The sequence below is a fragment of the Sphingomonas sp. DMC8 genome (genome assembly GCF_056314185.1).
In genome coordinates this window covers 96,207-121,127 of sequence record NZ_JBQUYV010000008.1, presented here as the reverse complement: position 1 = coordinate 121,127, position 24,921 = coordinate 96,207, and the positions used below count along the sequence as shown (strand labels likewise).

General features: G+C 64.8%; 24 protein-coding genes. 11 read left to right on the top strand and 13 right to left on the bottom strand.

The features are described from left to right. Positions 1 to 987 (top strand): AraD1 family protein, encoded by a 987-nt coding sequence (araD1, locus tag ACT53K_RS16575; RefSeq protein ID WP_476229823.1) that lies wholly within the window; start codon positions 1 to 3, stop codon positions 985 to 987. A 104-nt stretch (positions 988 to 1,091) separates the two neighbouring features. Further along, complete coding sequence (locus ACT53K_RS16570) at positions 1,092 to 1,739, top strand: GntR family transcriptional regulator (protein ID WP_476229822.1); 648 nt, start codon at positions 1,092 to 1,094, stop codon at positions 1,737 to 1,739. A 221-nt stretch (positions 1,740 to 1,960) separates the two neighbouring features. Here ACT53K_RS16570 and ACT53K_RS16565 read toward each other — a convergent pair whose 3' ends face one another. After that, entirely contained in the window at positions 1,961 to 2,635 is a 675-nt protein-coding gene (locus ACT53K_RS16565) for an OmpW/AlkL family protein (RefSeq protein ID WP_476229821.1), read from the bottom strand. A 189-nt stretch (positions 2,636 to 2,824) separates the two neighbouring features. Here ACT53K_RS16565 and ACT53K_RS16560 point away from each other — a divergent pair, with 189 nt between their 5' ends. Both ACT53K_RS16560 and ACT53K_RS16555 read left to right on the top strand, forming a co-directional pair. Continuing rightward, entirely contained in the window at positions 2,825 to 3,559 is a 735-nt protein-coding gene (locus tag ACT53K_RS16560) for a Crp/Fnr family transcriptional regulator (RefSeq protein ID WP_476229820.1), read from the top strand. Positions 3,560 to 3,640: 81 nt separating this feature from the next. Continuing rightward, positions 3,641 to 4,438, top strand: coding sequence for a universal stress protein (locus ACT53K_RS16555; protein WP_476229819.1), 798 nt, complete (start codon positions 3,641 to 3,643; stop codon positions 4,436 to 4,438). A gap of 203 nt (positions 4,439 to 4,641) precedes the next feature. Here ACT53K_RS16555 and ACT53K_RS16550 read toward each other — a convergent pair whose 3' ends face one another. Beyond that, a complete protein-coding gene (locus ACT53K_RS16550; protein ID WP_476229818.1) occupies positions 4,642 to 4,899 on the bottom strand; it encodes an SWIB/MDM2 domain-containing protein in 258 nt (85 codons plus the stop codon). Between the two features lie 321 nt (positions 4,900 to 5,220). On the opposite strand from ACT53K_RS16550, the gene ACT53K_RS16545 reads away from it, so the two are divergent. Both ACT53K_RS16545 and leuA read left to right on the top strand, forming a co-directional pair. After that, entirely contained in the window at positions 5,221 to 5,421 is a 201-nt protein-coding gene (locus ACT53K_RS16545; protein ID WP_476229817.1) for a hypothetical protein, read from the top strand. 193 nt (positions 5,422 to 5,614) lie between these two features. Beyond that, complete coding sequence (leuA, locus tag ACT53K_RS16540) at positions 5,615 to 7,273, top strand: 2-isopropylmalate synthase (RefSeq protein ID WP_476229816.1); 1,659 nt, start codon at positions 5,615 to 5,617, stop codon at positions 7,271 to 7,273. Positions 7,274 to 7,316: 43 nt separating this feature from the next. On the opposite strand, the gene ACT53K_RS16535 is transcribed toward leuA, so the two are convergent. From ACT53K_RS16535 to folE, 3 genes are all read right to left on the bottom strand, one after another. Then, positions 7,317 to 9,086, bottom strand: a complete 1,770-nt coding sequence (locus ACT53K_RS16535; protein ID WP_476229815.1) for a methyl-accepting chemotaxis protein — start codon at positions 9,084 to 9,086, stop codon at positions 7,317 to 7,319. Positions 9,087 to 9,221: 135 nt separating this feature from the next. Next, on the bottom strand, positions 9,222 to 9,977 hold the full coding sequence (locus tag ACT53K_RS16530; protein ID WP_476229814.1) for an SDR family oxidoreductase: 756 nt from the start codon (positions 9,975 to 9,977) through the stop codon (positions 9,222 to 9,224). Further along, a complete protein-coding gene (folE, locus tag ACT53K_RS16525) occupies positions 9,974 to 10,606 on the bottom strand; it encodes a GTP cyclohydrolase I FolE (RefSeq protein WP_476229813.1) in 633 nt (210 codons plus the stop codon). The genes ACT53K_RS16530 and folE overlap by 4 nt, the downstream gene beginning before the upstream one ends. 222 nt (positions 10,607 to 10,828) lie before the next feature. Here folE and ACT53K_RS16520 point away from each other — a divergent pair, with 222 nt between their 5' ends. Beyond that, positions 10,829 to 13,474, top strand: a complete 2,646-nt coding sequence (locus ACT53K_RS16520) for a TonB-dependent receptor (RefSeq protein ID WP_476229812.1) — start codon at positions 10,829 to 10,831, stop codon at positions 13,472 to 13,474. Between the two features lie 66 nt (positions 13,475 to 13,540). On the opposite strand, the gene ACT53K_RS16515 is transcribed toward ACT53K_RS16520, so the two are convergent. From ACT53K_RS16515 to miaA, 6 genes are all read right to left on the bottom strand, one after another. Beyond that, positions 13,541 to 14,140 (bottom strand): TMEM175 family protein, encoded by a 600-nt coding sequence (locus tag ACT53K_RS16515; RefSeq protein WP_476229811.1) that lies wholly within the window; start codon positions 14,138 to 14,140, stop codon positions 13,541 to 13,543. A gap of 58 nt (positions 14,141 to 14,198) precedes the next feature. Further along, positions 14,199 to 14,801: a YceI family protein gene (locus ACT53K_RS16510; protein ID WP_476229810.1), complete on the bottom strand. Its 603-nt coding sequence runs from the start codon at positions 14,799 to 14,801 to the stop codon at positions 14,199 to 14,201. Positions 14,802 to 14,895: 94 nt separating this feature from the next. Beyond that, positions 14,896 to 15,915 (bottom strand): ketol-acid reductoisomerase, encoded by a 1,020-nt coding sequence (gene ilvC / locus ACT53K_RS16505; RefSeq protein ID WP_476229809.1) that lies wholly within the window; start codon positions 15,913 to 15,915, stop codon positions 14,896 to 14,898. A 177-nt stretch (positions 15,916 to 16,092) separates the two neighbouring features. Then, entirely contained in the window at positions 16,093 to 16,608 is a 516-nt protein-coding gene (gene ilvN, locus ACT53K_RS16500) for an acetolactate synthase small subunit (protein WP_476229808.1), read from the bottom strand. A 46-nt stretch (positions 16,609 to 16,654) separates the two neighbouring features. Then, positions 16,655 to 18,400: an acetolactate synthase 3 large subunit gene (locus ACT53K_RS16495; RefSeq protein WP_476229807.1), complete on the bottom strand. Its 1,746-nt coding sequence runs from the start codon at positions 18,398 to 18,400 to the stop codon at positions 16,655 to 16,657. Positions 18,401 to 18,491: 91 nt separating this feature from the next. Beyond that, entirely contained in the window at positions 18,492 to 19,418 is a 927-nt protein-coding gene (gene miaA / locus ACT53K_RS16490; protein ID WP_476229868.1) for a tRNA (adenosine(37)-N6)-dimethylallyltransferase MiaA, read from the bottom strand. On the opposite strand from miaA, the gene serB reads away from it, so the two are divergent. Continuing rightward, positions 19,417 to 20,298, top strand: a complete 882-nt coding sequence (serB, locus tag ACT53K_RS16485) for a phosphoserine phosphatase SerB (protein WP_476229806.1) — start codon at positions 19,417 to 19,419, stop codon at positions 20,296 to 20,298. The two genes, miaA and serB, sit on opposite strands and share 2 nt — an antisense overlap. Here the strand turns inward: serB and ACT53K_RS16480 are convergent. Both ACT53K_RS16480 and ACT53K_RS16475 read right to left on the bottom strand, forming a co-directional pair. Beyond that, entirely contained in the window at positions 20,295 to 21,095 is an 801-nt protein-coding gene (locus ACT53K_RS16480; RefSeq protein ID WP_476229805.1) for a MipA/OmpV family protein, read from the bottom strand. The two genes, serB and ACT53K_RS16480, sit on opposite strands and share 4 nt — an antisense overlap. Before the next feature lie 17 nt (positions 21,096 to 21,112). Then, complete coding sequence (locus tag ACT53K_RS16475) at positions 21,113 to 22,102, bottom strand: SPOR domain-containing protein (RefSeq protein ID WP_476229804.1); 990 nt, start codon at positions 22,100 to 22,102, stop codon at positions 21,113 to 21,115. A 172-nt stretch (positions 22,103 to 22,274) separates the two neighbouring features. Between ACT53K_RS16475 and ACT53K_RS16470 the strand changes: the two genes are divergently transcribed. Genes ACT53K_RS16470 through ACT53K_RS16460 form a run of 3 tightly spaced genes read left to right on the top strand, consistent with a single transcriptional unit; the run spans position 22,275 to position 24,886 of the window. Then, positions 22,275 to 22,988: an AAA family ATPase gene (locus tag ACT53K_RS16470; protein WP_476229803.1), complete on the top strand. Its 714-nt coding sequence runs from the start codon at positions 22,275 to 22,277 to the stop codon at positions 22,986 to 22,988. A 13-nt stretch (positions 22,989 to 23,001) separates the two neighbouring features. Further along, the gene (locus ACT53K_RS16465; protein WP_476229867.1) at positions 23,002 to 23,550 is read left to right on the top strand and encodes a hypothetical protein; all 549 of its coding nucleotides are present in this window, start codon (positions 23,002 to 23,004) and stop codon (positions 23,548 to 23,550) included. 10 nt (positions 23,551 to 23,560) lie between these two features. Further along, a complete protein-coding gene (locus tag ACT53K_RS16460; RefSeq protein WP_476229802.1) occupies positions 23,561 to 24,886 on the top strand; it encodes an SPOR domain-containing protein in 1,326 nt (441 codons plus the stop codon). Positions 24,887 to 24,921 lie beyond the last annotated feature (35 nt).

Below are 24,921 nucleotides of genomic sequence, written 5' to 3'. Positions count from 1 at the left end.
ATGGTGCGTTCGCTGGTACAGTTCCGCAGCGGAGATACCGGGCAGCGTGGCGTAGCTGCGCTGCATGAGGATGGCTCGGCGCGTGTCGTGCCCGGTGCGGAAACGACGCTGGCGCTGGCGCAGCGGGCGCTCGCAGCTGGCCAGACGCTTGCCGAGGCGGTTGCTGCGGCAGGCGAGGGGGCGGGGATCGATCTCGCCACCGTCACGCTGCTGGCGCCGATCGACCATCCCGACAGCGCCCACCTGCTGATGACCGGCACCGGCCTGACGCACCTTGGTTCGGCGGAGGGGCGCGACAAGATGCACCGCTCGATGAGCGACGCTGCGCACCAGACCGATTCGATGAAGATGTTTCTGATGGGCGTCGAAGGCGGCAAGCCCGCTGCGGGCGAGACAGGCGTGCAGCCGGAATGGTTCTACAAGGGCGACGGCAGCATGCTGATCGCGCCAGGCGCGCCGCTGCCCTCGCCTGCCTTCGCCCTGGATGCGGGCGAGGAGCCGGAAATCGCCGGTATCTACCTGATCGACGCCGATGGTACGCCGGTTCGACTGGGATTTGCGCTGGCGAACGAATTTTCGGATCATGTCACCGAGCGCGGCAATTACCTCTGGCTTGCCCATTCGAAGCTTCGCCCAGCGGCGCTCGGCCCCGAATTGCTGCTCGGCGACCTGCCGCAGCATGTCGAGGGCACCAGCCGAATCCTGCGTGATGGCGCCGTGCTTTGGGAAAAGCCGTTCCTTTCCGGCGAGGCGAACATGTCGCACAGCATCGCCAATCTGGAACATCACCACTTTAAGTATCCGCTGTTCCGTCGCCCGGGCGACCTGCACGTGCATTTCTTCGGCACCGCCACGCTCTCGTTCAGCGAAGGGATACGGACCGAACCGGGCGATGTGTTCGAAATTGCCGCAGCACCATTCGCAATGCCGGTAAGCAACCCGATCGGTACTGCGCCCGAAGCGATGGTCACGATAAAGCAGCTCTGATTCTTCTGCATTATTCGGATACTCCCGCATTTTATGGAAGATGCGGATATGCTTCGGAATATGTATGTGGCGACTATCGCCCGTGTTGATATTCCGGAGGGGTAATGGGTATCGCAGTGCGCACGCTTTCGGAGCAGGTCGTCGAAATCGTGCGCGATCAGATTGTCGAAGGGCGTTTCGGGCTGCACGGCCCGATCCGCCAGGATGCGCTCGCCAATCAACTGGGCGTCAGCAAGATCCCGTTGCGAGAGGCGCTGGCAAAGCTCGAACAGGAAGGCTTTGTCGGCAGCACTGCCAATCGGGGTTTTTTTGTGCGCCGCATGTCGCTTGCAGAGGCGGAGGAGCTGTTCGCGCTCCGCCTTCAGATCGAACCGGGCGCTGCTGCGTTCGCTGCCGAACGCGCCGATGCCGCCGCGCGGCGGTCGGCGCAACTGGCCTATGAGAAGCTCGATTACGCCGTGCATCATCGCCGTAGCGATGTCGCACGGGATAATCGCGCTTTCCATTTGGCATTGGTGCGGGCAGGCGAGCGGCGGCTGACCATCGAGCTGGTCGAGCGGCTGGCGGCTCTCGCCGAGCGCTATGTCGTGGCTTATCTGGAACCTGCCGGCCGCCGGAAGCCCAGCCATCACGAACATCGCGCGATTCTGGATGCCTGGCTCGCGCATGATGCGGCGAGCGTGGAAACGCAGTTGACCAGCCATATCAGCGGCGTGCTGGAGTGTCTGCGCCGGCATCTGCCCGTCGATTAACGCGGCGACGCGCTTTCCAGACAAAAAATGGAGGCAGTCCGGCAGCGCACCATATCCCCAGAGCGGTGCCCGCCAAACTGCCTCCCAGCGTCTCTCGTTCCCCGGGGGTGAGGCGTAAGAGCGGGGAGAGAGGAAAGTATTTCCGAGCCCATTTCCGAACCCTGCCGGGCCGGCTGGCGGATGGTCAAAAGCCCTCCGCCAACGCATGTCCGTGCGTGTTCTTAGAAGCGGGTACCGACGCCGAAGCCGAACACCAGCGGGTTCAGCGTCACGCTCGCCTTGTTGATGGCGCCGCCGGTATCCAGGCGAGCGGTGGTGCTCATGTCGATATATTTGACGTCGAGGTTCAGGAAGAACTTCTTGTTGATGTCGACATCGACGCCGGCTTGCAGGGCATAGCTGAAGCTGTCCTTCAGGCTCAGCTTGGTGTTGCCCAGCGCCTTGTTGAGCGAGTCCGTCGTCTTGGTCGAGTAGAAGGTCGTGTAGTTCACGCCAGCACCGATATAGGGGCGGACTGCCGCCTTCGGCATGAAGTGATACTGAAGCGTCAGCGTCGGCGGCAGTACCCAGGTGTGGGCGACGTCGCCCAGCGCGGAAACCCCGCCGCGGCCCTGAATGTCATGGCGCGTGCTGCTGACGATCAATTCGGCACCGATATTGTCGGTCGCCATATAGGTGAAGTCGACTTCCGGCATCACGGCGTTTCCAACGCCGAGCCGGGCAGTCGGCACCGCGGGATTAATGCCGCTCGACGACTCATTCGGGGTCACGACAATACCGCGCAACCGAACCAGCCAGTCGCCTGCAGCAATGCCTGCCGTGTCCTGCGCCTGCGCAGTTGCGGTTGTGGCCAGCAGGCCGGCTGCAGCCAGACCGGCAAGTAGCGAAGTACGCATGTTTCTTTCTCCTCGTGTTCAACGAGGGTGGGATTACGACCGGCGGCGGCGGCGTTTTTTGATTCCGCGCAAGAATGACGCCTAGGTAATCTTCACAGGTCCGGTCGTTTCTGTGCTGAAAAGGCATGGGATCAATACGTAACGACTGCCCATCGCGCGCGCGGCATGCAACGCGTGAGGGAGGCTGATATGTACATGGACCGGGAACAGCCAGCATTGGGCGGAAGCGACTGGATGATGCCGTCGCGCTGTGCGGCATGTGGCGTGCGGATGGCTTCGCTCTGCGGCGGCCTGGAATCCGAGGCGCTTGAAGCGCTCAACCGTCTGGGCCGCAAGCGCGTGTTGCGCCGGGGCGAAGCGCTGATCTGGCAGGGCGATACTGCCGAGCAGGTGGGTATCCTGCACCGCGGGCTGGTCAAGTTGACCGCCTCGCTGGAGGATGGCCGCGAGCAGATGCTGGGTCTGGCCTTTCCGGCCGATTTCGTCGGCGCGATCGCCGATCGCCCTTCCAGCCACTGCGTTACCGCCCTCACCGATACCGAATTGTGCGTGTTTCCGCGCAGCGCGCTGCCGGGGCTGGTCGAGGCATATCCGCAGATCGGACAGGCTTTGCTTGAACGGGCCTATGATGAACTCGACCATATGCGTCGCTGGATGCTGTTGCTCGGTCGCAAATCGGCGGAGGAGCGCGTCGCCAGCCTGTTGCTGCAATTCGCCGCGCGCGGCGACAGAGCGCCGGGGGACCGCGTGCCGTTGCCGCTGACCCGCCAGCAAATGGCGGAGCTGCTGGGGCTGACGATCGAAACGGTGAGCCGCAAGTTGACGGCGATGAAGCGCGAAGGCGTGGTCTCTTTGCCCGACCTGCGAAGCTTTGTGATTCTCGACAAACCCGCCTTGCTTCGCATTGCTGCCGAGCATCCGTAACTAACCGCATGTCTGGCGACGATAAGGGCGCATAGCCTTTCAATATTCCCGAAGAAGTTCTGGGTGGATTGGGAGGCGATCATGAAGAATGTTCTCGTTCTGATGCATGACGACGCCGGTCAGGAGGCGCGTTTTCAAGCAGCGCTGGATCTGACACGTGGTCTTGAGGGGCATTTGCGCTGTCTCGACATCGTCATGGTGCCGACCTTTGTCGGCGATTACGCCGAAATGGGTGGCAGTGCAGCGTTGCTTGCCGACGAGCAGGTGCGCGAGGCGGCGAACCGCGAGCGCATCGAAGCGCGGTTGCGGGCCGAGGACGTGCCCTATGACTGGATCGACGTCACCGGTTTTGCCAGCCCGTGCCTGCGCGATGCCACGGCTTTGGCTGACCTGGTCGTGCTGAACCTCGAGCTTGAGGCGCAATATCCGGACATGCGCGACCTGATCGGCGACACGATTCTGAAGACCGGCAAACCGATCGTCGCGGTACCGGAATCGGCGCGCGGCTTCGACATTTACGGCCATGCCCTTGTTGCCTGGGACGGCTCGCGTGCAGCGGAGGCCGCGCTGCGGGCGGCGGTGCCGCTACTGAAGCATGCCGGCACGGTGACGATCATCACCGCGCAGGACGGATCGATCGGTACTCCGGCTGCGGAGGCGGCGGAATATCTGTCCCGCCACGGCATCAGGCCGGTGCTGAACGATGTCTCGGCGGAAAACGGGGCGGGGCGGGCGATTCTCGGCCAGGTCCGGTCGCTCCATGCCTCCTATCTGGTGATGGGCGGCTTCGGCCATGCCCGCTTCCTGGAATCGACCTTTGGCGGTGTGACGCAGCGGATGCTGGGCGAGTGCCCGGTGCCATTGTTTCTCGCGCATTGACCCGAAAGCAGCCGCCAAGACCGAATCGGGGATCGCAAAGAGCCAGGGTAACGAAGGCGAAGGATTCGCGAATCGGGGTGAAGTTGCCCGAACAAGAAGGTGTCTAACGGCACCCGGCAATAGCTGAAATGCAAGCGGGGCGGGCATGTCGACATGCCCGCCCCGTGCCATGTCCGCCCCGGTTCGGGGCGGGACGATGGTGCTTACTTGACGTGCTTGGCAAGGTGCTTGTTCATCTCGAACATGGTCACCTTGTCGGCGCCGAAGATCGGCTTCAGCGTGTCGTCGGCGAGAATTTCCCGCTTGTTTGCAGGGTTTTGGAGGTTGTGCTTCTTGATGTACTCCCAAACCTTGCTGACGATTTCGCTGCGCGGCAGGTCGGCGGTGCCGACGATCTTCGCCAGTTCGGGCGAAGGGGTGACGGGCTTGGCAATGCCGCCGCGTGCTTTGGTTTCGGCCATCTTCATTTTCTCCTGTTACTGCCCGTTCAAGGGCCTATTCCTTCGTCAGCGCCGCGGGCTTGTGAGAGGCTCCTCCCCCTTGTCGCACCGGACGATGTACTGCGGGACGCAACGCGTTGCACGTCCCTGCGCTTCTTTGATCGCGGGAAATCGCTTCTGTCCAGTCGTCTGTGCATCTTTCCGCGTCGGTGAGAGCGCGAGAGACGCCGCGGCGTTGCCGTGAGGACACGGCCGAAAGCGTGTGAGGGGTGGTTTCAGGGCTTGCGATCTGCCGGGCAGGCGCCATGGTGCCTGTGCTTTCGGTGAGCGGGGGACGTGGTGATGCGCAAGGGCGGATGGCTGGTACTGGCGCTGCTGGCGGGCGGTTGCGGGGATGGCGGGACGAGCGGCACCAACTATGCCGATCCGCCACCCATGGCAGAGATCGTCGCCACCCCTTCGCCGCGCGCAAGCGCTACGCCGGCCGACGCTGAGCCGGAAGCGCCGGACAATGCCGCCGTCGCCGAGGGAAATGGCGCGTAGCGGCTGGACATCGGCTGCCGCTTGCGCCAATGCTGGCGTTGTGAAGACCAACGCGCTCCTTTGCCTGCGACTTATCCGCCCTTAGGGGCTGGCATCGCAGGCGCGCGTCTCCCCTAAGGGCGAATTCCGGACCTTCCCGAACGCATATCGGCTGCGCTAGGCGCGGGCCGACCTTATCAGAGAGACACGGCACATGTTGCGTGACCCCAGCGTCAAATATCGTCCCTTCCCGCAGGTGAACCTGCCCGACCGGCAATGGCCGAGCCGCACCATCACCAAGGCGCCGCGTTGGCTGTCGACCGACATGCGCGACGGCAACCAGGCGCTGATCGATCCGATGGACGGCGAGAAGAAGACTCGCTTCTTCGAACTGCTGGTGAAGGTGGGGTTGAAGGAGATCGAGGTCGGCTTCCCCAGCGCGGGCGCAACCGAGTTCGACTTCATCTCCGGCCTGGTGCGCGAGGGCAAGGTTCCCGACGATGTGACGATTCAGGTGCTCACCCAGTCGCGCCGCGACCTGATCGAAACCAGCTTCCAGTCGCTGAAAGGCGCGAAGCAGGCGATCGTCCATCTCTACAACGCAGTATCGCCCGCTTGGCGCCGCATCGTGTTCAACATGGACCGCGACGAAGTGCGCCAGATCGCCGTCGAAGGCGCCAAGGTGCTGCGCGACGAAGCTGCCAAACAGCCCGATACCGACTGGCATTTCGAATATAGCCCGGAGACATTCTCCACCGCGGAACTCGATTTCTCGGTCGAGGTGTGCGAGGCGGTGATGGAAATATTGTACCCCACGCCGGAAAAGCCGCTGATCCTCAACCTGCCGGCGACGGTCGAGGCGGCGACGCCCAATATCTATGCCGACCAGATCGAATGGTTTTGCCGCAACATTCGCAACCGCGACAGTGTCGTCATTAGCCTGCACACGCACAACGACCGCGGTACCGGGGTCGCCGCGTCGGAACTGGGGCTGCTGGCGGGCGCCGACCGCGTCGAAGGCTGCCTGTTCGGCAATGGCGAGCGCACCGGCAATGTCGATCTGGTGACGCTGGCGCTCAACATGTACACGCAGGGCCTCGACCCGGGGCTCGACTTCTCGGATATCGACGAGGTCATCCAGACCGTCGAATATTGCAATCAGCTGCCGGTACACCCGCGCCATCCTTACGCGGGCGACCTGGTGTTCACGGCGTTCTCGGGCAGCCACCAGGACGCGATCAAAAAGGGCTTCGCATCGCAGGCAGCGCGCAACGACCAGATCTGGGACGTGCCCTATCTGCCGATCGACCCCAAGGATCTCGGCCGCGATTACGAGGCAGTGATCCGCGTCAATTCGCAGTCGGGCAAGGGCGGCGTCGCCTGGGTGCTCGAGCAGGACAAGGGGCTGAAGTTGCCCAAGCGGATGCAGGCCGAATTCTCCAAGCACGTCCAGGCGCTGGCCGACGAGACCAGCCGCGAACTCAATGCCGCGGACATCTGGGGCCTGTTCGAGCGTGTCTATCTGCCGGGCGAGAAGGACCGGATCGCGCTTGTCGATTATGAAGAGACGGGCAGCGCCGGTAGCCGCGTGTTCGTCGGCCATATCGCGATCGACGGCGCGACCCAGTCGATCTCGGGCCGCGGCAATGGCCTGATTTCGGGCGTGATCGATGCGCTGGCGGGTTCTACCGGGCCGCGGCTCGACGTGGTCGACTATAGCGAGCACGCGATCGGCATCGGTGCCGATGCGCAGGCGGCGGCCTATGTCGAATGCCGCACCGAAGACGGGCGGACGGTGTTCGGTGTCGGCATCGATGCCGACATCGCGACGGCGTCGGTGCGGGCGGTATTGAGCGCCGCCAACCGCGCGTGAGCCTTTAGCACCTTCCCGAGCGAGGTTCGGGAAGGCGTTGCACTCAATGCACGGTCGCGCCGGCGCGCACGCGGCGTGTGGTTGCTGTCGGCGCGACCACAGTCCGTTCGAACCGGAACGCGCCCGCACGCTCGGCGAGCGCAGTGACTTCGCCCGACAGGTTGCGGATCGCGGCCGAAGTTTCCTCGACCATCGCCGCATTCTGCTGAGTCACAAGGTCCATGGCCTTCATCGCCGTAGAGACCTGCGTGACAGCCGCGGACTGGGCGTGGTTGTCATGGTCGATCGCGGCGATCAGATCATGCACGGCCTCAACGTCGCCCGAAATCGTGTCGAGCGCATGGTCGGTGGCATGGACCGCATCGGCAGCCTGAAGAATGTCGGCCTGCGTTTCGCTGAGCATGTCGCGAGCCTGCTTGGCCTGGTCCTCGGCGCGCAGGGCCAGCGCTGCCACCAGATCGGCAACGACCATGAAGCCGCGCCCGGACTCGCCGGCGCGGCCGGCCTCGACGGCGGCATTCATCGCCAGAACGCGGGTCTGGAACGCGATCTTGTCGAGCCCCTCGATAACGCCGTCGATGTTCTTGGCGCTGCCGCTGGCGCGGTCCATCGCTTCCACGGCGCGCTCGGTGGTGCCACGGCCTTCCCGCAGCGCGGTGGTCGCTTCGCCCGCGCGCTTCACGGTGTTGTCGGCAGCGATCATCGTCGCGCGCAGCCGCTCCTCGATCTTGCTCAGTGCTTCCGTGGCCTGCGCCAGATTGGCGGCGCTGCTCTCGGTGCGATGCGCAAGATCTTCGGAGCCATGCGCGACCTCCTGCGAGGTGGTGCGGATATTCTCGGCGCTGTCGCTAACCAGCTGCACCTTGCCGCGCAGTGCCGCGATGGCATCGTTGATGTTGTGCCGCAGGACTTCATATTCCTCAGGGAACTGCCGGTCGATGGTGCGCGTCAGATCGCCTTCGCGCAGGGCGAGCAGACCCTGGCCAAGCACTTCGGTGACCGTCCGCTGTTCCTCGAGCTTGCGCGCATCGGCCTCGCTTCGCGCAGCGGCTGCGGCGCGATAATGTTCGAGCCCGGTTGCGATATGGCCGATCTCGTCCTTGTGGTCCTGATAGGGCACGGTTTCGTTGGCGCCCGTCGCGAGCCGGTCGGTGAGGTCGGACAGCTTGCCCAGCGGGTTCAGCACGCGGCGATACATGGTGATGTAGAAGTGGAGCGCCTGCGCAGCCACGATCAACGCCAGCAACACGACGATGCCAATCGCGAACCAGAACTCGTTTGAACCGGCCGATTCGATCGCGGACTGGTGATCGGTCGCCATCCGGACGAGCTTGTCGATTTCCCCGCGGTGCTCCGCATAGGCCTGCGACAGGCGCGCGTAGCTCGCATCCACTGCGGCGCGATCGCCGCTGCGGATCGCGGGCAGCAACTTCTGTTCCAGCTCATCCCAGAAGCGTTGGGCGGCCGGGTGGGCATGCGCCAGCAGCTGGTTGCGCAGCGCTTCGTCCACCCGTGCGGTGTGCCAATATTGGTTGCGCGCCAGATAGTCCTTGTGCAGCGCCTCCAGACGTCCCTCATGCGCGCCCAGGGCGCCCGGGTCGCGCGCGAGCAGCGTCGCTTCCAGATAGGGTTCGATGATATATTCTGGCGGCGGCAGAATGTCGGCGATCAGTTCTGCATTCACTTGCTGGCGCAGCTGCATTTCGCCGCCCATGCGAATGCGATCCAGCCGCCACGCAGCAAACAAGCCGCCGGCGATCAGTATCGCCATCATGGCGAGCGCACTGTTTCGCACGAACTGGGCAATCGACATCGGGATCCTTCCGGGTACGCATCTTCGTTCCCGGGCAAGGCGGTCCTGCAATCCGGGAGCACTTTCCGAATTATAGGGCGAAGTGCGGGCAAAGCGGACTGCGTCTAGGCACTATTCCTGATGTCCGCAGTGCCGTCACGGACGGTCGAGATGCATGAAATCGCGTTCGAAAGCAACGAAGTGTGCGCCGGCGTCGACATGGATCACCTGACCCGTCACCGCCTCGGCGCGGGCCAGGTACAGCACCGCTTCGGCGATATCGGCGGCACCCGGCAGGCGACGCAGCGGCATCCGGTCGGCAAGCCTCGCCATTTGCGGCTTGCTATAGTCGGCGGTGGCGATGGTGAGGCCGGGCGCCACCGCATTCACCCGGATATGTGGCGCCAACACCCGCGCCGTGGTTTCGGTCAGGCCGGCCAGCGCCTGTTTTGACAAGGTATAGGCGAACTGGTCCGCATGCGGATTGCGGATCCGCTGGTCGAGAATGTTGACGATCGCGCGTCCGCTCGGACCGTTGGCCGAAAACGCCTGGGTAAGCAGGGCAGGGGCCGCGCAGTTGACCGAGAAATGGGCGATCAGTGCATCGGCATCCACGTCTTCCAGCCTGTCCTGCCCGAAGATTGCGGCGTTATTCACCAATAGATCGGGCGCGCGGCCGAAGCGGGCAGTGACTTCGCGCATCAGCCGCGCTGGTGTGGCAAGATCGGCAAAATCGGCGGCGAATGCCTCCCATTCGCAACCGGCCTGCGTCAGCGCTTCAGCGAGGCCCGGTTCCAGCTGGTTGCGGCTGGAATGCAGCGCCAGGGCATAGCCGGCCTCCGCCAGCCGCGCTGCGATGGCGGCACCCAGCCGACGCTGTCCGCCAGTGATCAGCGCCAGCGGTTTGCTCACGCCCGGCCCATCAGGCGCAGCACTTCCTCGCGGCTGCGCTTGTCGTCGCGGAACACACCCATCATCCGGCTGGTCACCATGCCCACGCCGGGTGTCCGCACGCCGCGGGCCGTCATGCAGCCATGCTGCGCCTCGATCACCACCGCCACGCCATAGGGCCGGAGATGCTCCCAGATACAGTCGGCCACTTCTGCCGTGAGCCGTTCCTGCACCTGCAGGCGACGGGCGAAGGCGTGGAGCACGCGGGCGAGCTTGGAGATACCGACAACATGGTTCCGTGGCAGATAGGCAATCGAGGCCTTGCCGGTAATCGGCGCCATATGGTGCTCGCAATGCGATTGGAAGGGAATGTCGTTCAGCAGCACGATTTCGTCATAGCCGCCGACTTCCTCGAATACCCGGTGGAGATGCCGCGCCGGATCTTCGGCATAGCCGGAGCAATATTCCTTCCATGCCCGCGCCACGCGCTCGGGCGTGTCGAGCAGGCCTTCGCGCGAGGGATCATCGCCGGCCCAGCGGATAAGGGTGCGGACCGCTTCCGATACTTCCGCGGGCACAGGGATTTTAGGGGGCGGAGCAACGATGTCGCCGTCTTCCGGCCCGTCGTGAAAATCATCCGCGTGCGACATCGTTCTTCATCCCGTACATTTGACGCTACGGCATTGGCCGCCCGCCGCTCCAACAGTTTTCCCGATCGATCGTCAAGCAGCCTGAAACCGCGAAAATCCGGGACTTTCCGGCTGGGCTACGGTTGACGCGAACGGAAATCCAGCGTTAGTTTCGCAGACAAGATAAACAAAGTCGCGGCGGGGTACAGACCGGCGCGATATACAGGAGAGAGGGGCAGACCCATGAGCAAGCTCGAGCTGCTGAGTGCGACTGCGATGGCGTTGATGGTCGCAACGCCCGCCTTTGCACAGTCCACCGCACTCGCCGGACAAAATACCACGACGCAGGCGCAGGACGATCAATACCAGTCCGCCAACGAGATCATCGTCACCGCCACCCGCCGTAACGAAACCGTGCAAGACGTGCCGCTGGCGATCACCGCGATCGGGCCGGCGCTCTTGGAAAATGCCGGTGTGGGCAACGTCCGTGACCTGGAGCAGCTCGCGCCGTCGCTCCAGTCTTCCACCGGTCAGTCTTCGGCCACCGGCACCACCATCTATATTCGCGGCATCACCACCGGGGGCGACAATCCCGGTTTCGAACCCGCGGTCGGCGTGTTCATCGACGGCGTGTTCCGCGCCCGCGCCGGTGTGGCGATTTCGGAACTGCCGGAACTGGAGCGCGTCGAAATTCTGCGCGGGCCGCAGGGCACGTTGTTCGGCCGCAATACTTCGGCAGGTGCGCTCAGCATCTATACCGCCCAGCCGCAGTTCACGACCGGCGGCTATGCCGAGGCAAGCTATGGCAATTACAACGCCTATGAGGCGCGGGGGGCGATCACCGGCCCGGTGAGTCAGAGCATCGCGCTGCGGCTCGACGGCAGCTATCGCAAGCGCGACGGTTATATCAAGGATGCGAATAGCGATCGTTACATCAACAATCTCGACCGCTGGCAGGTGCGTGGCCAGGCGTTGTACGACAGCAGCGACCTGACCTTCCGGCTGATCGGCGATTACTACCAGACGAACGAGCAGTGCTGCGGCGCAGTTTCGGCCGTGCGCGGTTCGCTGGCCCCCGTCATCCAGGGCATCGCTGCCTCGCAGGGGCTGATCGGGCTGTACACCGGGTCGCCCAGCGACCGCATTCAGGCAATGTCCCCGGGGCGCGATTATGGGGAAAAGATCCGCGACTGGGGTTTTTCCGGCGAACTCAACTATAATCTGGGCGATGTGAAGCTCACCTCGATCACCGCCTATCGCGACTGGCAGGTGACGCGCGGGCAGGACATCGATTTCTCCGGCATCGATCGCGCCTATCGCGACGGGTACAAGAACCAGTTGCAGGACTTCACGCAGGAAGTCCGCTTTCAGGGATCGGCGTTTGGCGGCAAGCTCGACTGGCTGGTTGGCGGTTTCTACCTCAACGAGACTAACAGCCTGCACGACACGGTGCGCGTCGGCAAGGACGCCAACAGCTATGTCGATTCTATCTTCTCGGGCTTGCTGCGGCCCAGCTTCGGAACGCCGGTGCAGTTCTACGGCTCGCTGGGACCGACGGTGCCGACAATGGGGCAGGTGCTGCTGAATCCGGCCGCGCCGCCGGCGGCCTATGGTCCGCTGGCGCCGCTGGTAACGCTGTTCCGCGCACAGGCCGGTACGGCGCCGATTCCCGGTATTCCGGTGGTGCCGGGGCTGGCTGCGCTCGCACTGGGGCCGCTACCGGCGGCGGCATCGGGCCAGGGCAATAACAACGACTATCGCGTCAAGACCAATGCATGGGCGCTGTTCACCCACAATATTATCAACGTCACCGACAAACTGTCGCTGACGCTGGGCGCCCGCTACAATCACGAAACCAAGGATCTGGATACCACGATCCGCAACAATACCGGCAGCTGCGGATTCTTCGATCAGGTTCGCGCGGGCAATCCGGCGGCCACGGCCTATGCCAATATCCTTCGCAACATCCCCGGCTTGTTCAACAACCTGTTCCTGCTGAGCTGCAATCCGGCCGTGAACAATGAATTCAACGGCAACTACCAAAACAGCCGCAGCGAGGACCAGCTGACCGGCACCGCAAAGATTGCGTACAAGTTCTCGCCGCGCATTCTGGGCTATGCCAGCTATGACCATGGCTACAAGTCCGGCGGTTATAATCTCGACCAGGCGACGTTCGACTCCGTGCTGCTGGGCGGGAACGGACCGCAGGCAAGCGACCTCGCGTTCGGGAAGGAGACGGTCGACGCCTTCGAGCTGGGCCTGAAGACCGAACTGAGCCGCCAGTTCACCCTGAACCTCGCGGGCTTCTATCAGAAGTTCTACAACCTTCAGAGCCTGGTGTTCAGCGGCAACAACTTCGTGGTCCAGAATGTGCCGAAGACGACCAGCAAGGGCGTCGAAGCCGAAGCAACGATCCAGCCGGTACGCGACCTGATCTTCCAGCTCGGCTATAGCTATATCGACGCGCGCTATGACGATGACGGCAAGAATTTTGCCGGCACGCCGCTGCAGGGCAAAGCGGGGCTGCAGGTCGACAATCAGCCGCGGCACACGGTGACGGTCGCCACCACCTGGACGCCGCGCCTGTCGGGCGAGTGGCACGGCCTGTTCCATGTCGACATGCGCTACAACAGCGAAGTCAACATTCCGTCCAGCGCGCCCGATGCGAACGGCCGCAACGTGCTGCGCAACCCGGGCTATCCGCTGATTTCCGCGAGTGTCGGTATCCAGACCGAAGACCGCAAGAAGCGGCTGGAGTTTTTCGTCGAGAACCTGACTAACCAGTTCTACTACATCACCGGGTTCGCCGTACCGGAGCAGAATGGCAATTATGCCGGCTATCCGGGCTTGCCGCGCTTCTATGGTGTGCGCGCGCATTTCGGCTTCTGAACGCAAAAGAATAAACGGAGGAACGGGCGGCCGGGGCGGATGCTTCGGCCGTTTCCGTGCGTGGTTTCAGTCGCCGAAAAGCCGGTCGATCGGGCTGTCGGCCAGACACCAGAGCACGGCTACGATAGCGGCACAGGCGAGCCCCAGCGCAGGTGTGATCAGCGCCAGCGAAATGCCGGCGGCATAAACGAGTGTTGCTGCTGTCCCCTTGCGGATCGTGCGGCGGTGATAGGCTCGGGCGATGTCGGTATCGGCACCGGTGCGGCGGATGATCCGCTGCAGCCAGCTATAGGCGAAGGACGGCAGCAGCATCACGGCCATATAAAGGATCGTCGCCTCGCGGCTGAAATGCTGCCCGCCCAGATAGGCAGTGGCGAACGGGACCAGCGAGAGCGCGAACAGCAGGGCGATATTGGCCCAGAGCAGCGCGTTGCTCACCTGCGTGGCGAAATGGAACAACCGGTGGTGGTTGACCCAGTAGATCGCGACATAGGCGTAGCTGAGCAGATAGGCGAGGAAGACGGGCCATAGCGGCAGCAGATGCGCCAGACCGGGGGCCTCGGGAGCGTGCATTTCCAGCACCATGATGGTGATGATGATGGCGATGACGCCATCCGAAAACGCCTCGACGCGCTTGGCGCCTTCGCGGCCTTCCTGCTCCTGCATTTCCCGTCCCCTCGCTCGCGCCATCGTGACGCAAGCGAGAGGTGCAGGCAATCGGGACTTACTTGGCCGAGAAGGCCGCGTTGATGTGCAGCTTCACTTCGTCCGAGACGAAGGGGACATATTTGTCCATGCCGAAGTCGCTGCGCTTGATTGTGGTGGTCGCCTCGAAGCCGAAGTTCAGCTTCTTCATCATCGGGTTGGTCCCTGCGCCGACCAGATTGGTGTCGAGCGTGACCGGCCTGGTAACGCCGTGCAGCGTCAGGTCTCCGGTGATCAGCGCGTGCGTGCCGGTCACTTCCACCTTGGTGGAGACGAAGCGGATCGACGGATACTTGGCGCTATCGAAGAAGTCGGGGGAGGCCAGGTGCTTGTCGAGCGCGGCCACGGTGGTGACGATGCCGCTGGTCGGGATGGTGATTTCCAGCTTGGCGTCGTTCGGCTTGGCCGGATCGATCGTCAGCGAGCCGGTTGCGCCGCCGGCCTGGCCGGTGAACTGGCTGAAGCCGAAGTGGTTGACGGTGAAATCGACCTGAGTGTGGCCCGTGTCGACGACATAGGTGCCGGCCGGCACGCGGCTGGCGTCGGCCTGGCCGGGGAGCTGCGCCTGCTGGGCAAAGGCCGGCGTGGCGACGAGTAGGGCGAGGGCATAGAGTGCGCGCATGACGGTTCCCTTGATTGTTGCGTCATGTCCGTAATGCGGCTGCCGGCCCCGCAAATCCAGTGCGGAGCCGGCAACTTATGGTTTCCCGAACTGATCAGTTCTTTGTCTGGTCGACCAGCTTGTTGGCGGTGATCCACGGCATCATCGCGCGCAGCTCGCTGCCGACCTGCTCGATCTGGTGGCGCTTGGCCGCGATACGGCTGGCCTTCAGCTCGGGCTGGCCGGCGCGGTTGTCGAGTACGAAGTCCTTGACGAAGCGGCCGGACTGGATGTCGGCCAGCACGCGCTTCATTTCCTTCTTGGTCTCTTCGGTGATGATGCGCGGGCCGGTCTTGATGTCACCATATTCGGCGGTGTTCGAGATCGAGTAGCGCATGTTGGCGATGCCGCCTTCATACATCAGGTCGACGATCAGCTTCAGTTCGTGCAGGCACTCGAAATAGGCCATTTCGGGGGCGTAGCCCGCCTCGACCAGCGTCTCGAACCCGGCCTGGACCAGCGCGGTGGTGCCGCCGCACAGCACGGCCTGTTCGCCGAACAGATCGGTCTCGCACTCTTCGCGGAAGTTGGTTTCGATGATGCCCGAACGGCCGCCGCCGACACCCGACGCGTACGCAAGCGCCACGTCATGCGCGTTGCCCGAGGCGTCCTGATGGATCGCGATCAGGCAGGGCACGCCGCCGCCGCGCACATATTCGCTGCGCACGGTGTGGCCGGGGCCCTTCGGCGCGATCATGATCACGTCGATGTCCGCCGGCGGCTCGATCAGGCCGAAATGGATGTTGAGGCCGTGGGCGAAGGCGAGCGCCGAGCCGGGCTTCATATTGCCCTTCAGGTCCGCTTCGTAGATCGCCGCCTGATGCTCGTCGGGCGCGAGGATCATCAGGATGTCGGCCCAGGCAGCCGCTTCCTTGTTCGGCAGCACCTTGAAGCCGGCAGCTTCCGCCTTGGCGGCCGAGGCCGAACCCGGGCGAAGCGCGATCGCGACTTCCTTGACGCCCGAATCGCGCAGGTTCTGCGCATGGGCATGCCCCTGGCTGCCATAGCCGAGAATGGCGATCTTCTTGTCGGTGATCAGGTTCAGATCGGCGTCGCGATCGTAATAGACACGCATTTCTAATTTCCCTTTCTGCTCCTCTCCCTGTGGGAGAGGATACGGAGACTTGCCGGCCGGCGTCAGCCGGTTGGCTAGTCGAAGTTGGTGAGGGTGGCGGGGCACGAGGGCATTCACCCTCACCCTCCCATGCTGCGCATGGGCCCCTCCCTCTCCCAAGGGGAGAGGGGTTGAAATTCAGGCCGGGTCGCGGCCGCGTGAAATGGCGACGATACCGGTGCGGGCCACTTCGACCAGCCCCACTTCGCGCATCAGCTCGACGAACTTGTCGATCTTGTCGATTGTCCCGGTCACTTCGAACACGAAGCTGGCGATCGTCGCGTCGACCACGCGGGCGCGATAGACTTCGGCAAGGCGCAGCGCCTCGATGCGGTGGTCGCCGGTGCCGACCACCTTCACCAGCGCCAGTTCGCGCTCGACATGCTCGCCCTTGGTGGTGAGGTCGACCACCTTGTGCACCGGCACCAGCCGTTCGAGCTGAGCGATGATCTGCTCCATCACCGGCGCCGAGGCGAAGGTGACGATGGTGATCCGGCTGATCAGATCGTCGTCGCTGATCTCCGACACGGTGAGCGACGAGATATTGTAGCCGCGCGCCGTGAACAGGCCGGCGATCCGCGCGAGGATGCCCGGTTCGTTATCGACGATGACCGCCAGCGTGTGGCGCTCGATGGCTTCTTCCTTGATGTGCATTTCTACCCCTTCGATCCTTGCCCCTGGGGGAGGATCCAAAATCCGGTCAAACCAGCGCCTTGGCCTCGTCGTCCATCTCGCCGGACACTTCGCTCGCCTGGAGCAGCATCTCGGTATGGGCGGCGCCCGACGGGATCATCGGGAAGCAATTGGCCAGCTTTGCCACGCGGCAGTCGACCAGAACCGGGCCATCATGGTCGAGCATCGCCTGGATGCCGTCGTCCAGATCGGAGCGCTGCTCGATGCGGATGCCCTTCCAGCCATAGGCTTCGGCCAGCTTCACGAAATCGGGCAGCGCGTCCGAATAGCTCTCCGAATAGCGCGACTGATAGGTCAGTTCCTGCCACTGGCGGACCATGCCCATATACTCATTGTTGAGAATGAATATCTTCACCGGCAGGCGATATTGCGTAGCGGTCGCAAGTTCCTGAATGTTCATCTGGATCGACGCCTCGCCAGCAATATCAATGACAAGCGCGTCTGGGTTGCCAAGCTGTGCGCCGATCGCCGCAGGCAGACCATAGCCCATGGTGCCCAGCCCGCCGCTGGTCAGCCACTTGTTCGGCGCCTCGAAGCCGAAATGCTGGGCCGCCCACATCTGGTGCTGGCCGACCTCGGTGGTGATGATCGGGGCGCGAGCCTTGGTCGCCTCGTACAGCGCACGGATCGCCCGCTGCGGCATGATGACGTCGCCATTCTCCCGGAAGTCGAGGCACGCGGCTGCGCGCCAGCCCTGGATGCGGCTGAACCAGTCGCGCAGGTCCGGCTTGGGATGGCCGCGCTTCTTCCAGCTTTCGACCATCGCCGCCAGCGCCCGGCCGCAATCGGCGATGATGGGCAGATCAACGCGAACATTCTTGTTCACGCTCGAACGATCGATGTCGATATGCACCTTGCGGCTGTTCGGCGCGAAGGCGTCCAGCCTCCCGGTGACGCGATCGTCGAACCGGGCGCCGACGGCGAGGATCAGGTCGGCCTGGTTCATCGCCCAATTGGCTTCGTAGGTGCCGTGCATGCCCAGCATGCCCAGCCACTGATCGGACGAGGCTGGGAAGGCGCCCAGACCCATCAGCGTCGAGGTGACCGGTGCGCCGGTCAGTGCCGCCAGTTCGCGCAGCAGCCGGGTTGCCTCCGGGCCCGAATTGATGACGCCGCCGCCGGTGTAGAAGACCGGACGTTCGGCGGCCGCCAGCATGTCGACTGCTTCCTGGATCTTCGCGAGATCGGGCTCGGTCTGCGGGCGATAGGTCTTGTGCTGGATCGGGCCGGGCGCCTCATAGGGCGCCGTTGCGACCTGCACGTCCTTCGGAATGTCGATCACGACCGGGCCGGGGCGGCCCGAGGTGGCGATGTGGAACGCCTCGTGGATCGTCGCGCCCAGCATTTCCGGCCGCTTCACCAGATAATTGTGCTTGGTGCAGTGGCGGGTGATGCCAACCGTGTCGGCCTCCTGAAAGGCGTCGGTGCCGATCAGCGCCGTCGGCACCTGACCGGTGATGACGACCATCGGGATCGAATCCATCAGCGCATCGGTGATGCCGGTGATCGCATTGGTCGCGCCCGGGCCCGAGGTGACGAGCACGACGCCGGGCTTGCCGGTGGAGCGCGCATAGCCCTCCGCCGCATGGGTCGCCGCCTGTTCGTGGCGGACCAGAATGTGCTTGATCCGGTCCTGCTTGAACAGCGCATCGTAGATCGGAAGCACTGCGCCGCCCGGATAGCCGAACACGACCTCCACCCCGAGGTCGGTCAACGCCTCGATCAGGATGTCTGCGCCGCTCTTCTCGGTCACTTTGGCCTCCACTCTTCAAACACGCGGGATCGGCAACACGGATCCACGCCGGGACCGCGCTGCTAACGGTACGAAAATGATACGTCAACCTCTAATTGAACAATTTTCTTTCAATCTTTACGAGATTAGCGATCGTATCTGTCTCCGTTGTTCGCTCCCAGCTCTCCGGGGGCTGACGACGGAACCAAGTGTATTGCCGTTTGGCATATTGTCGCGTCGCGAGCGAGCCCGCGCGCGACGCTTCGGCCATATTCCAGGCGCCGGACAGAAGCTTTGCCGTTTCGGCGACACCTATCGCACGCAGAACCGGGGCGTCGGCGGGAACATCAGCGCGGGCGAGCAGCGCACTTGCCTCGTTGCGGCCCGCGTCCAGCATCGTCGCAAAGCGCCGGTCGATCCGCTCACCCAGCCAGGCGCGATCGGGTAGCAGAATCAGCGCGGCGAGGCGGATGCGGTCGCCGATCCCGCCCTCCCGCTGCGCCTGCCACTCTGCCAGTGGCCTGCCGGTTGAGCGCACGACTTCCAGCGCGCGGGCGGTGCGGCTTGTATCGGCGGGCTTCAGGCGGGTGGCGGCTTCCGGGTCCAGCGCGGCCAGCGCAGCATGGGCCTCTGCAACCGGCAGCGCGCGGACCTCGGCGCGAATGGCAGGATCGATTTCCGGCACGGGTGCGATGCCTTCGATCAGCGTGCGCAGATAGAGTCCGGTGCCACCGACCAGAATGGGCAGACGGCTGCCTTCATGCGCTTCATCGATCGCGGCGCGCGCTTCCGCTGCCCAGCGCGCCGCCGAGCAGGCTTCCGCGCCGTCGATATGGCCGAACAGCCGGTGCGGCACGCGCGCTTCCTCCTCCATGCTTGGCCGTGCGGTTAGAATGCGCAGATCGGCATAGACCTGCATGGAGTCGGCGTTGATCACCGTGCCGCGATGTTTTTCCGCCAGCGCGAGTGCCAGCGCGGACTTGCCGCTTGCCGTCGGCCCTGCAATGAGCGCGACGCGCGGTAATCCTGGGGAAGTCATGTTCATTGCGACGCTGATAGCAGAAGGTCTCACGGCTGGGCAGCTGAACGAAGCCGCCGATCGGCTGGCATCGGTGCATTGCGCCCCCGGCGGGTGGCGCTGGATCGACGAGGGCATTGCGGCGGACCTGTCCTTTGCCCATCATCCCGATGCGGCGCGAGCGGCGCTGGAAGGCAGCGTTGCCGGGGCCGATGTGATCGTGCAGCCCGAGGCAGGGCGCGCCAAGGCGCTGCTGGTGGCCGACATGGATTCCACGATGATCACCGTCGAGTGCATCGACGAGCTGGCCGATTATGCCGGCATCAAGCCGCAGATCGCCGAAGTGACGGAGCGTGCGATGCGCGGCGAGCTCGACTTCGCCGCGGCGCTTGATGCACGTGTTGCGCTGCTCAAGGGCCTGTCTGAAAGCGCGATCGACCGCTGCCTTGATGAGCGGGTGCGACTGATGCCCGGTGCCGTGGCGCTGGTGCAGACGATGCGGGCGCGGGGGGCGCATTGCATTCTTGTTTCGGGCGGCTTCACCCGCTTTGCTGAGCCCGTGGGCGCGCGGATCGGGTTCAACCGGGTGATCGCCAACCGGCTGGAGATTGCCGATGGAGCGCTGACCGGCACCGTCACCAAGCCGATCGTCGACAGCAACACCAAGGAAGTCACGCTGCTCGGCGTGATGGCTGAGCTGGGCCTCTCACCGGAGCAGACCATGGCGGTGGGCGACGGCGCCAACGACCTGGCGATGATCCGCAAGGCAGGGCTGGGCGTTGCGTATCACGCCAAGCCAATAGTCGCAGCGGCTGCCGGTGCGCGTGTGGACCATGGCGACCTGACTGGCTTGCTGTATGCGCAGGGCATTGCGCGGGCGGACTGGGTGACTGGCGCCTAGCGCACGCCCTTGCCGAAGGTGACGCTGAGCGCCACGCCGCCCCATAGCTGGTTGCGTGAGCCATAGCGGCGCACCAGCGGCGAATCGGCAGCATCGCCCACCAGTCGCTTGGCGGCGGCATAGCTGTAGATTCCGAAGCGCGGCGTGAGCTGGTAAAGAATCGTGGTGGCAACCCCCACGCCGTGCAGCGGATCGCCGCCGGCTAAATAGGTAGGCAGCCCGGTGGCGGCCGCCGCACGCGCTGACACGCCGAAATAGGCGCGGCGATACTGGGCATCCGACAGGGCAAAGCGTGGGCCGATCGAAACCAGCCAGCGGTCCCCGTCGCGCATTACATAGTCCAGCCCGATGTCGCTGATCAGCCCGTCATGGCCGTTCACGCCTCGGCGCAGCTCGGCATAGGCGCGAAACTGGGGGGCAACCCAGTAGCCGACCGAGCCGCCCAGCTCGACGGTCGGGACGACTTCGTCGATATTGGCGTGGACGTCGTTGCGGCGGCGGCTGCCCTGGATGTTGAACACCGGGCCGATCTCCAGCCCGGCCCGGGAGTAGAGCGCGAAGCCGGTGCTTTCGTCGGCCGGCTCGAATGGAAACGGATCGTCGCCGTGCGCGGTCGCTACGTCGATCAGCGGGCGGACCCGCTCGAAGTCCGCACCCGGAAATTTGGGCGCGAGCTGGGCGCCGAGCGATATGCGCGTGCGGCGCGGGGCGTCGCTGTCGTCATCGCTCTGGGCGAGTGCGGGTACGGCGCTGAACAAAAGTAACAGCGAAGTGGAAGCGCGAGCGAAGATCGACATTCCCGTGCGTTACACCATCAAGGTGCGACAGGCACGCAGGGATTAAACCCATTGCACGCCTTCGTTGCCTCCGCCTTGCTCGCATAGGGGCCGACCAGCAGGCGGGTGAGCCGGCCCGCCTTCACATAGTAAGGCTGACGACCCGGGAAGCGGCCGCGCACCTGCGTCCAGAGGCGGTTGGCGTTGCCCGCTTCGGCAAAGGCGCCGAGCTGAATGCGCCAGTTCCCGCTCGCGATCGGTGCAGGCGCGGGCGCAGGACGCGGTGTCGCCGCAACCGGTCGCGCCGGCTCAGCTGGCCTTGGGCGCGGAGCGGGGGCCGGCGCCGGGCCTCTTGCCATTGCCACGGCTGGAGGCGTCGTGGCTACCGGTGCCGGTAGAGGCAGAGTGGGGCGGTTGTTCGCATCCGCCTCGTATTTCCGGGCCAGCGTCTGGGCTGCCTGGCGATCGGCCAGGGGGATATATTTGTCCATTTCGGTGAGCGACCGGGTGGCCGGTGCGAGGCCGGTCGAGGCGGCGCGCGTCATCAGCGCATAGGCACGGATCCAGTCCTTGGCGACGGCATCGCCATTGAACAGCATGATGCCGAGAATGTACTGGACGCGCGGGTCGCCGTGCGCCGCGCCACGTTCCAGCCAGGGCAGCGCCTCGGCACGCTTGCCGTTCTCGAACAGGGCAAGGCCGTAATTGTCGGCGGCCTGGTCATGCCCCTGCCGTGCCGCGAGGCCGTACCATTTCTCCGCCTCGCGCAGGTCGACGGGAACGCCGTTGCCGGATTTGTAGGCCTGCCCCAGGTTGAACTGCGCATCGGGATCGTTGTGCGCGGCGGCGGCGCGCCAGCGGGCGACGGCAGTCTTGTAGTCGCCGCGCTGATAGGCCTCCACGCCTGCCTTTACCGGATCGTCGGCGCCCGGCTGCCCTTGCGCCGGTGTCGCCTGCTGAGTCCCGGTCGCTGCCGGCGTGCCGAAAAGCAGCGCGCCCCCCGCAATCGCCAAGGTGAGTACCTGCATTCCCCCGCGTCTCCTTCGTCCCGAATATCCCCAATGCCAGTTAACCAAAGGTTGGGGAAGATTCCCCTCTGCGTGCGGCGGCGGCATTCAGTGGCGCCGGTGCCGTTAACCTCTTCTTATCGGCCGGCATGGCATCCCGCACATTGCAGTAACCGGAGGTTCGAGGGGGTTCATGCGCGTACTGGCGATGGCATCGCAGAAAGGCGGGTCCGGCAAGACCACGCTTTCCGGACATCTGGCCGTGCAGGCGCAGCTGTCGGGGCAAGGGCCGGTCGTGCTGATCGACATCGATCCGCAGGGCTCGCTGTCCGATTGGTGGAACGAGCGTGATACCGATTTCCCGGCCTTTGCACAGACGACGGTAGCGCGGCTTGCCTCCGATCTGGAGGTGCTGCGCCAGCAGGGCTTCCGCCTGGCGGTGATCGATACGCCGCCCGCCATTACGATGGCGATCCAGAGCGTGATCCAGGTGGCGGAGCTGATCGTCATCCCGACGCGGCCGAGCCCGCACGATCTGCGCGCCGTGGGGGCGACGGTCGATCTTTGCGAACGCGCCGGCAAGCCGCTGATCTTCGTCGTCAATGCTGCGACGCCCAAGGCACGAATCACCTCGGAGGCAGCCGTGGCGCTTTCGCAGCACGGTACCGTCGCGCCGGTCACGTTGCACCACCGGACTGACTTCGCAGCATCGATGATCGACGGCCGGACGGTGATGGAAGTCGATCCGAAGGGCAAATCCGCCGCCGAGGTCGCGGCGCTGTGGAATTACATCTCGGACCGGCTGGAAAAGAACTTTCGCCGTACTGTCTTCGCGGCGCCCGCCGCGACCGCCGCGTTCGGAGGCGCACGCCCGGCAAGCGGCTTCGGCCGTCGCGTCGTGAGCTGAGGAGCGGGCGATGATCGGCACTCCCAAGCCCACCGCTTCGCTGTCCTCCAGCCTGCTGGCCCGCAAGGGTCAGGCGCGCCCGGCCATGCGACCCCAGGGCTTCCTGAATTTGTCGGGCAGCGCGCCGGAAGATCTTGGCTGGAACGACATGGGGTTCGATGTGCCCGCGCTGCCGCCGGTCGCGCCGGCGCCCGCTCAGTCCGCCACTCCCGCGTCCCGGCCCATGGTGCTGCGCCAGCGCGAGGTGCTGGATCGCACGCTCGCCCAGTCCGCGCCCGACCCGGAGTCTGTGGAAACTACGCTGGTTGCCGAACGCGCAGCGCCGGCCCCGACGATATCCAAACAGATCGTCGAGCGCGTGGTCCGCGAAGTGCGGGCCAAGAAGAGCAAGGCCGCCTTCACGCTGCGGCTCGACACGGATCGCCATCTTCGCCTGCGTCTGGCTTCGGCGGTGACCAACCGCTCGGCGCAGCAGCTCGTGACCGAAGCACTCGATGCGTTCCTCAAAACCATCGCCGAAGTGGACGCGCTGGCGCGTCAGGTCGGCAAGGATCATGGGTAAGGAAGTGACGATGAACCGCCATATCATGCTCTGGGCCGGCGCGGGCATTCTCGCGCTGGGCGGGACTGCCGCCACCGGAGTTGCGCTGCAGGGCCATGCCTTTGCCGCCGTGGCTCCCAATGCGAAGAAAGCCGCGGAGGCAGCCAGGCAGGCGCGCAAGGCACTCGCCAAGCACAAGGGCGCGCAGGCTGTTGCGCAGGCCGAAGTGGCGGTGGCGAACGATCCGCAGAACCCGGATTATCGCGCGCTGCTCGGCCAGTCCTATCTGCTTGCCGGTCGCTTTACCGCGGCGGGACAGGCGCTGACCGATGCCCTGACCCTCAGCCCGGAAGATGGCCGCGTCGCGCTCAATCTGACGCTGGCGAAGATCGCCCAGGGCGACTGGGCGGGTGCGCGGACGATGCTGCAAAGCCATGCCGAGCGCATTCCGGCGAGCGATCGCGGGCTGGCGCTGGCGCTGGCCGGCGATCCCGTCGGCGCCGTCGAGATTTTGACTCAGGCCGCCCGCGATCCGAGCGCGACCGCCAAGACTCGGCAGAACCTCGCTCTTGCTCTGGCGCTGTCCGGGCGCTGGCCGGAAGCCAAGGCCGTCGCCGCGACCGATGTGCCGCCCGATCAGTTGCAAGCGCGGCTGATGCAATGGGCAAGCTTCGCACAGCCGACCAATGCTTATGACCAGGTTGCCGCGTTGCTTGGCGTACGGGCCGTGCAGGACCCCGGTCAGCCCGTCGCACTAGCGCTGGCGAGCCAGCCCAATGTCGGCGTTGCCGCCAACCAGCCGGTGCCGACGCCGGCGGCACAGCCTGCCGAAACGCTGCTTGCTGACGCTGCACCGGCGCCGCAGGCTACTCCCGCCGCTGAAACCACGCCGGCGCCCGTTGCGGTTGCTTCGGCAGCCACGCCCGCGCCGGTAGATTTCGCACCGCGCCGCGAAGTGGTGGAGCAGGTTCGGGTTCGCGCTGCGGCACGGCCGGTCCCGGCCAAGCCGGCAGCCCTTGCCAGCACCCCGTCGCCGGACAAGCCCACGCGCCTCGCTGCCGGCAATTTCTTCGTGCAGCTCGGCGCCTATCAGAACGCTGCGGTCGCTCGCGATTCGTGGCGCCGTCTGGCGCAGCGCGTGCCGGCGCTGGGCGGGCACGCCCCGCAAGGCGCCGCGGTTTCGACCAAGGCCGGCAGCTTCTATCGCCTGTCCGTCGGCGGCTTTGCCCGCAACGACGCCGTCGCGCTGTGCCAGAAGGTGCGCAGCGGCGGCGGCACCTGCTTTGTGCGTGTGCAGGCCGGCGATGCGGTCGCCCGCTGGTTCAAGCAGGGCGGCGCGCAACTCGCCTCGCGCTGAGTTCTCCCTGCCCCCCCGGCTTCGGTCGGGGGTGG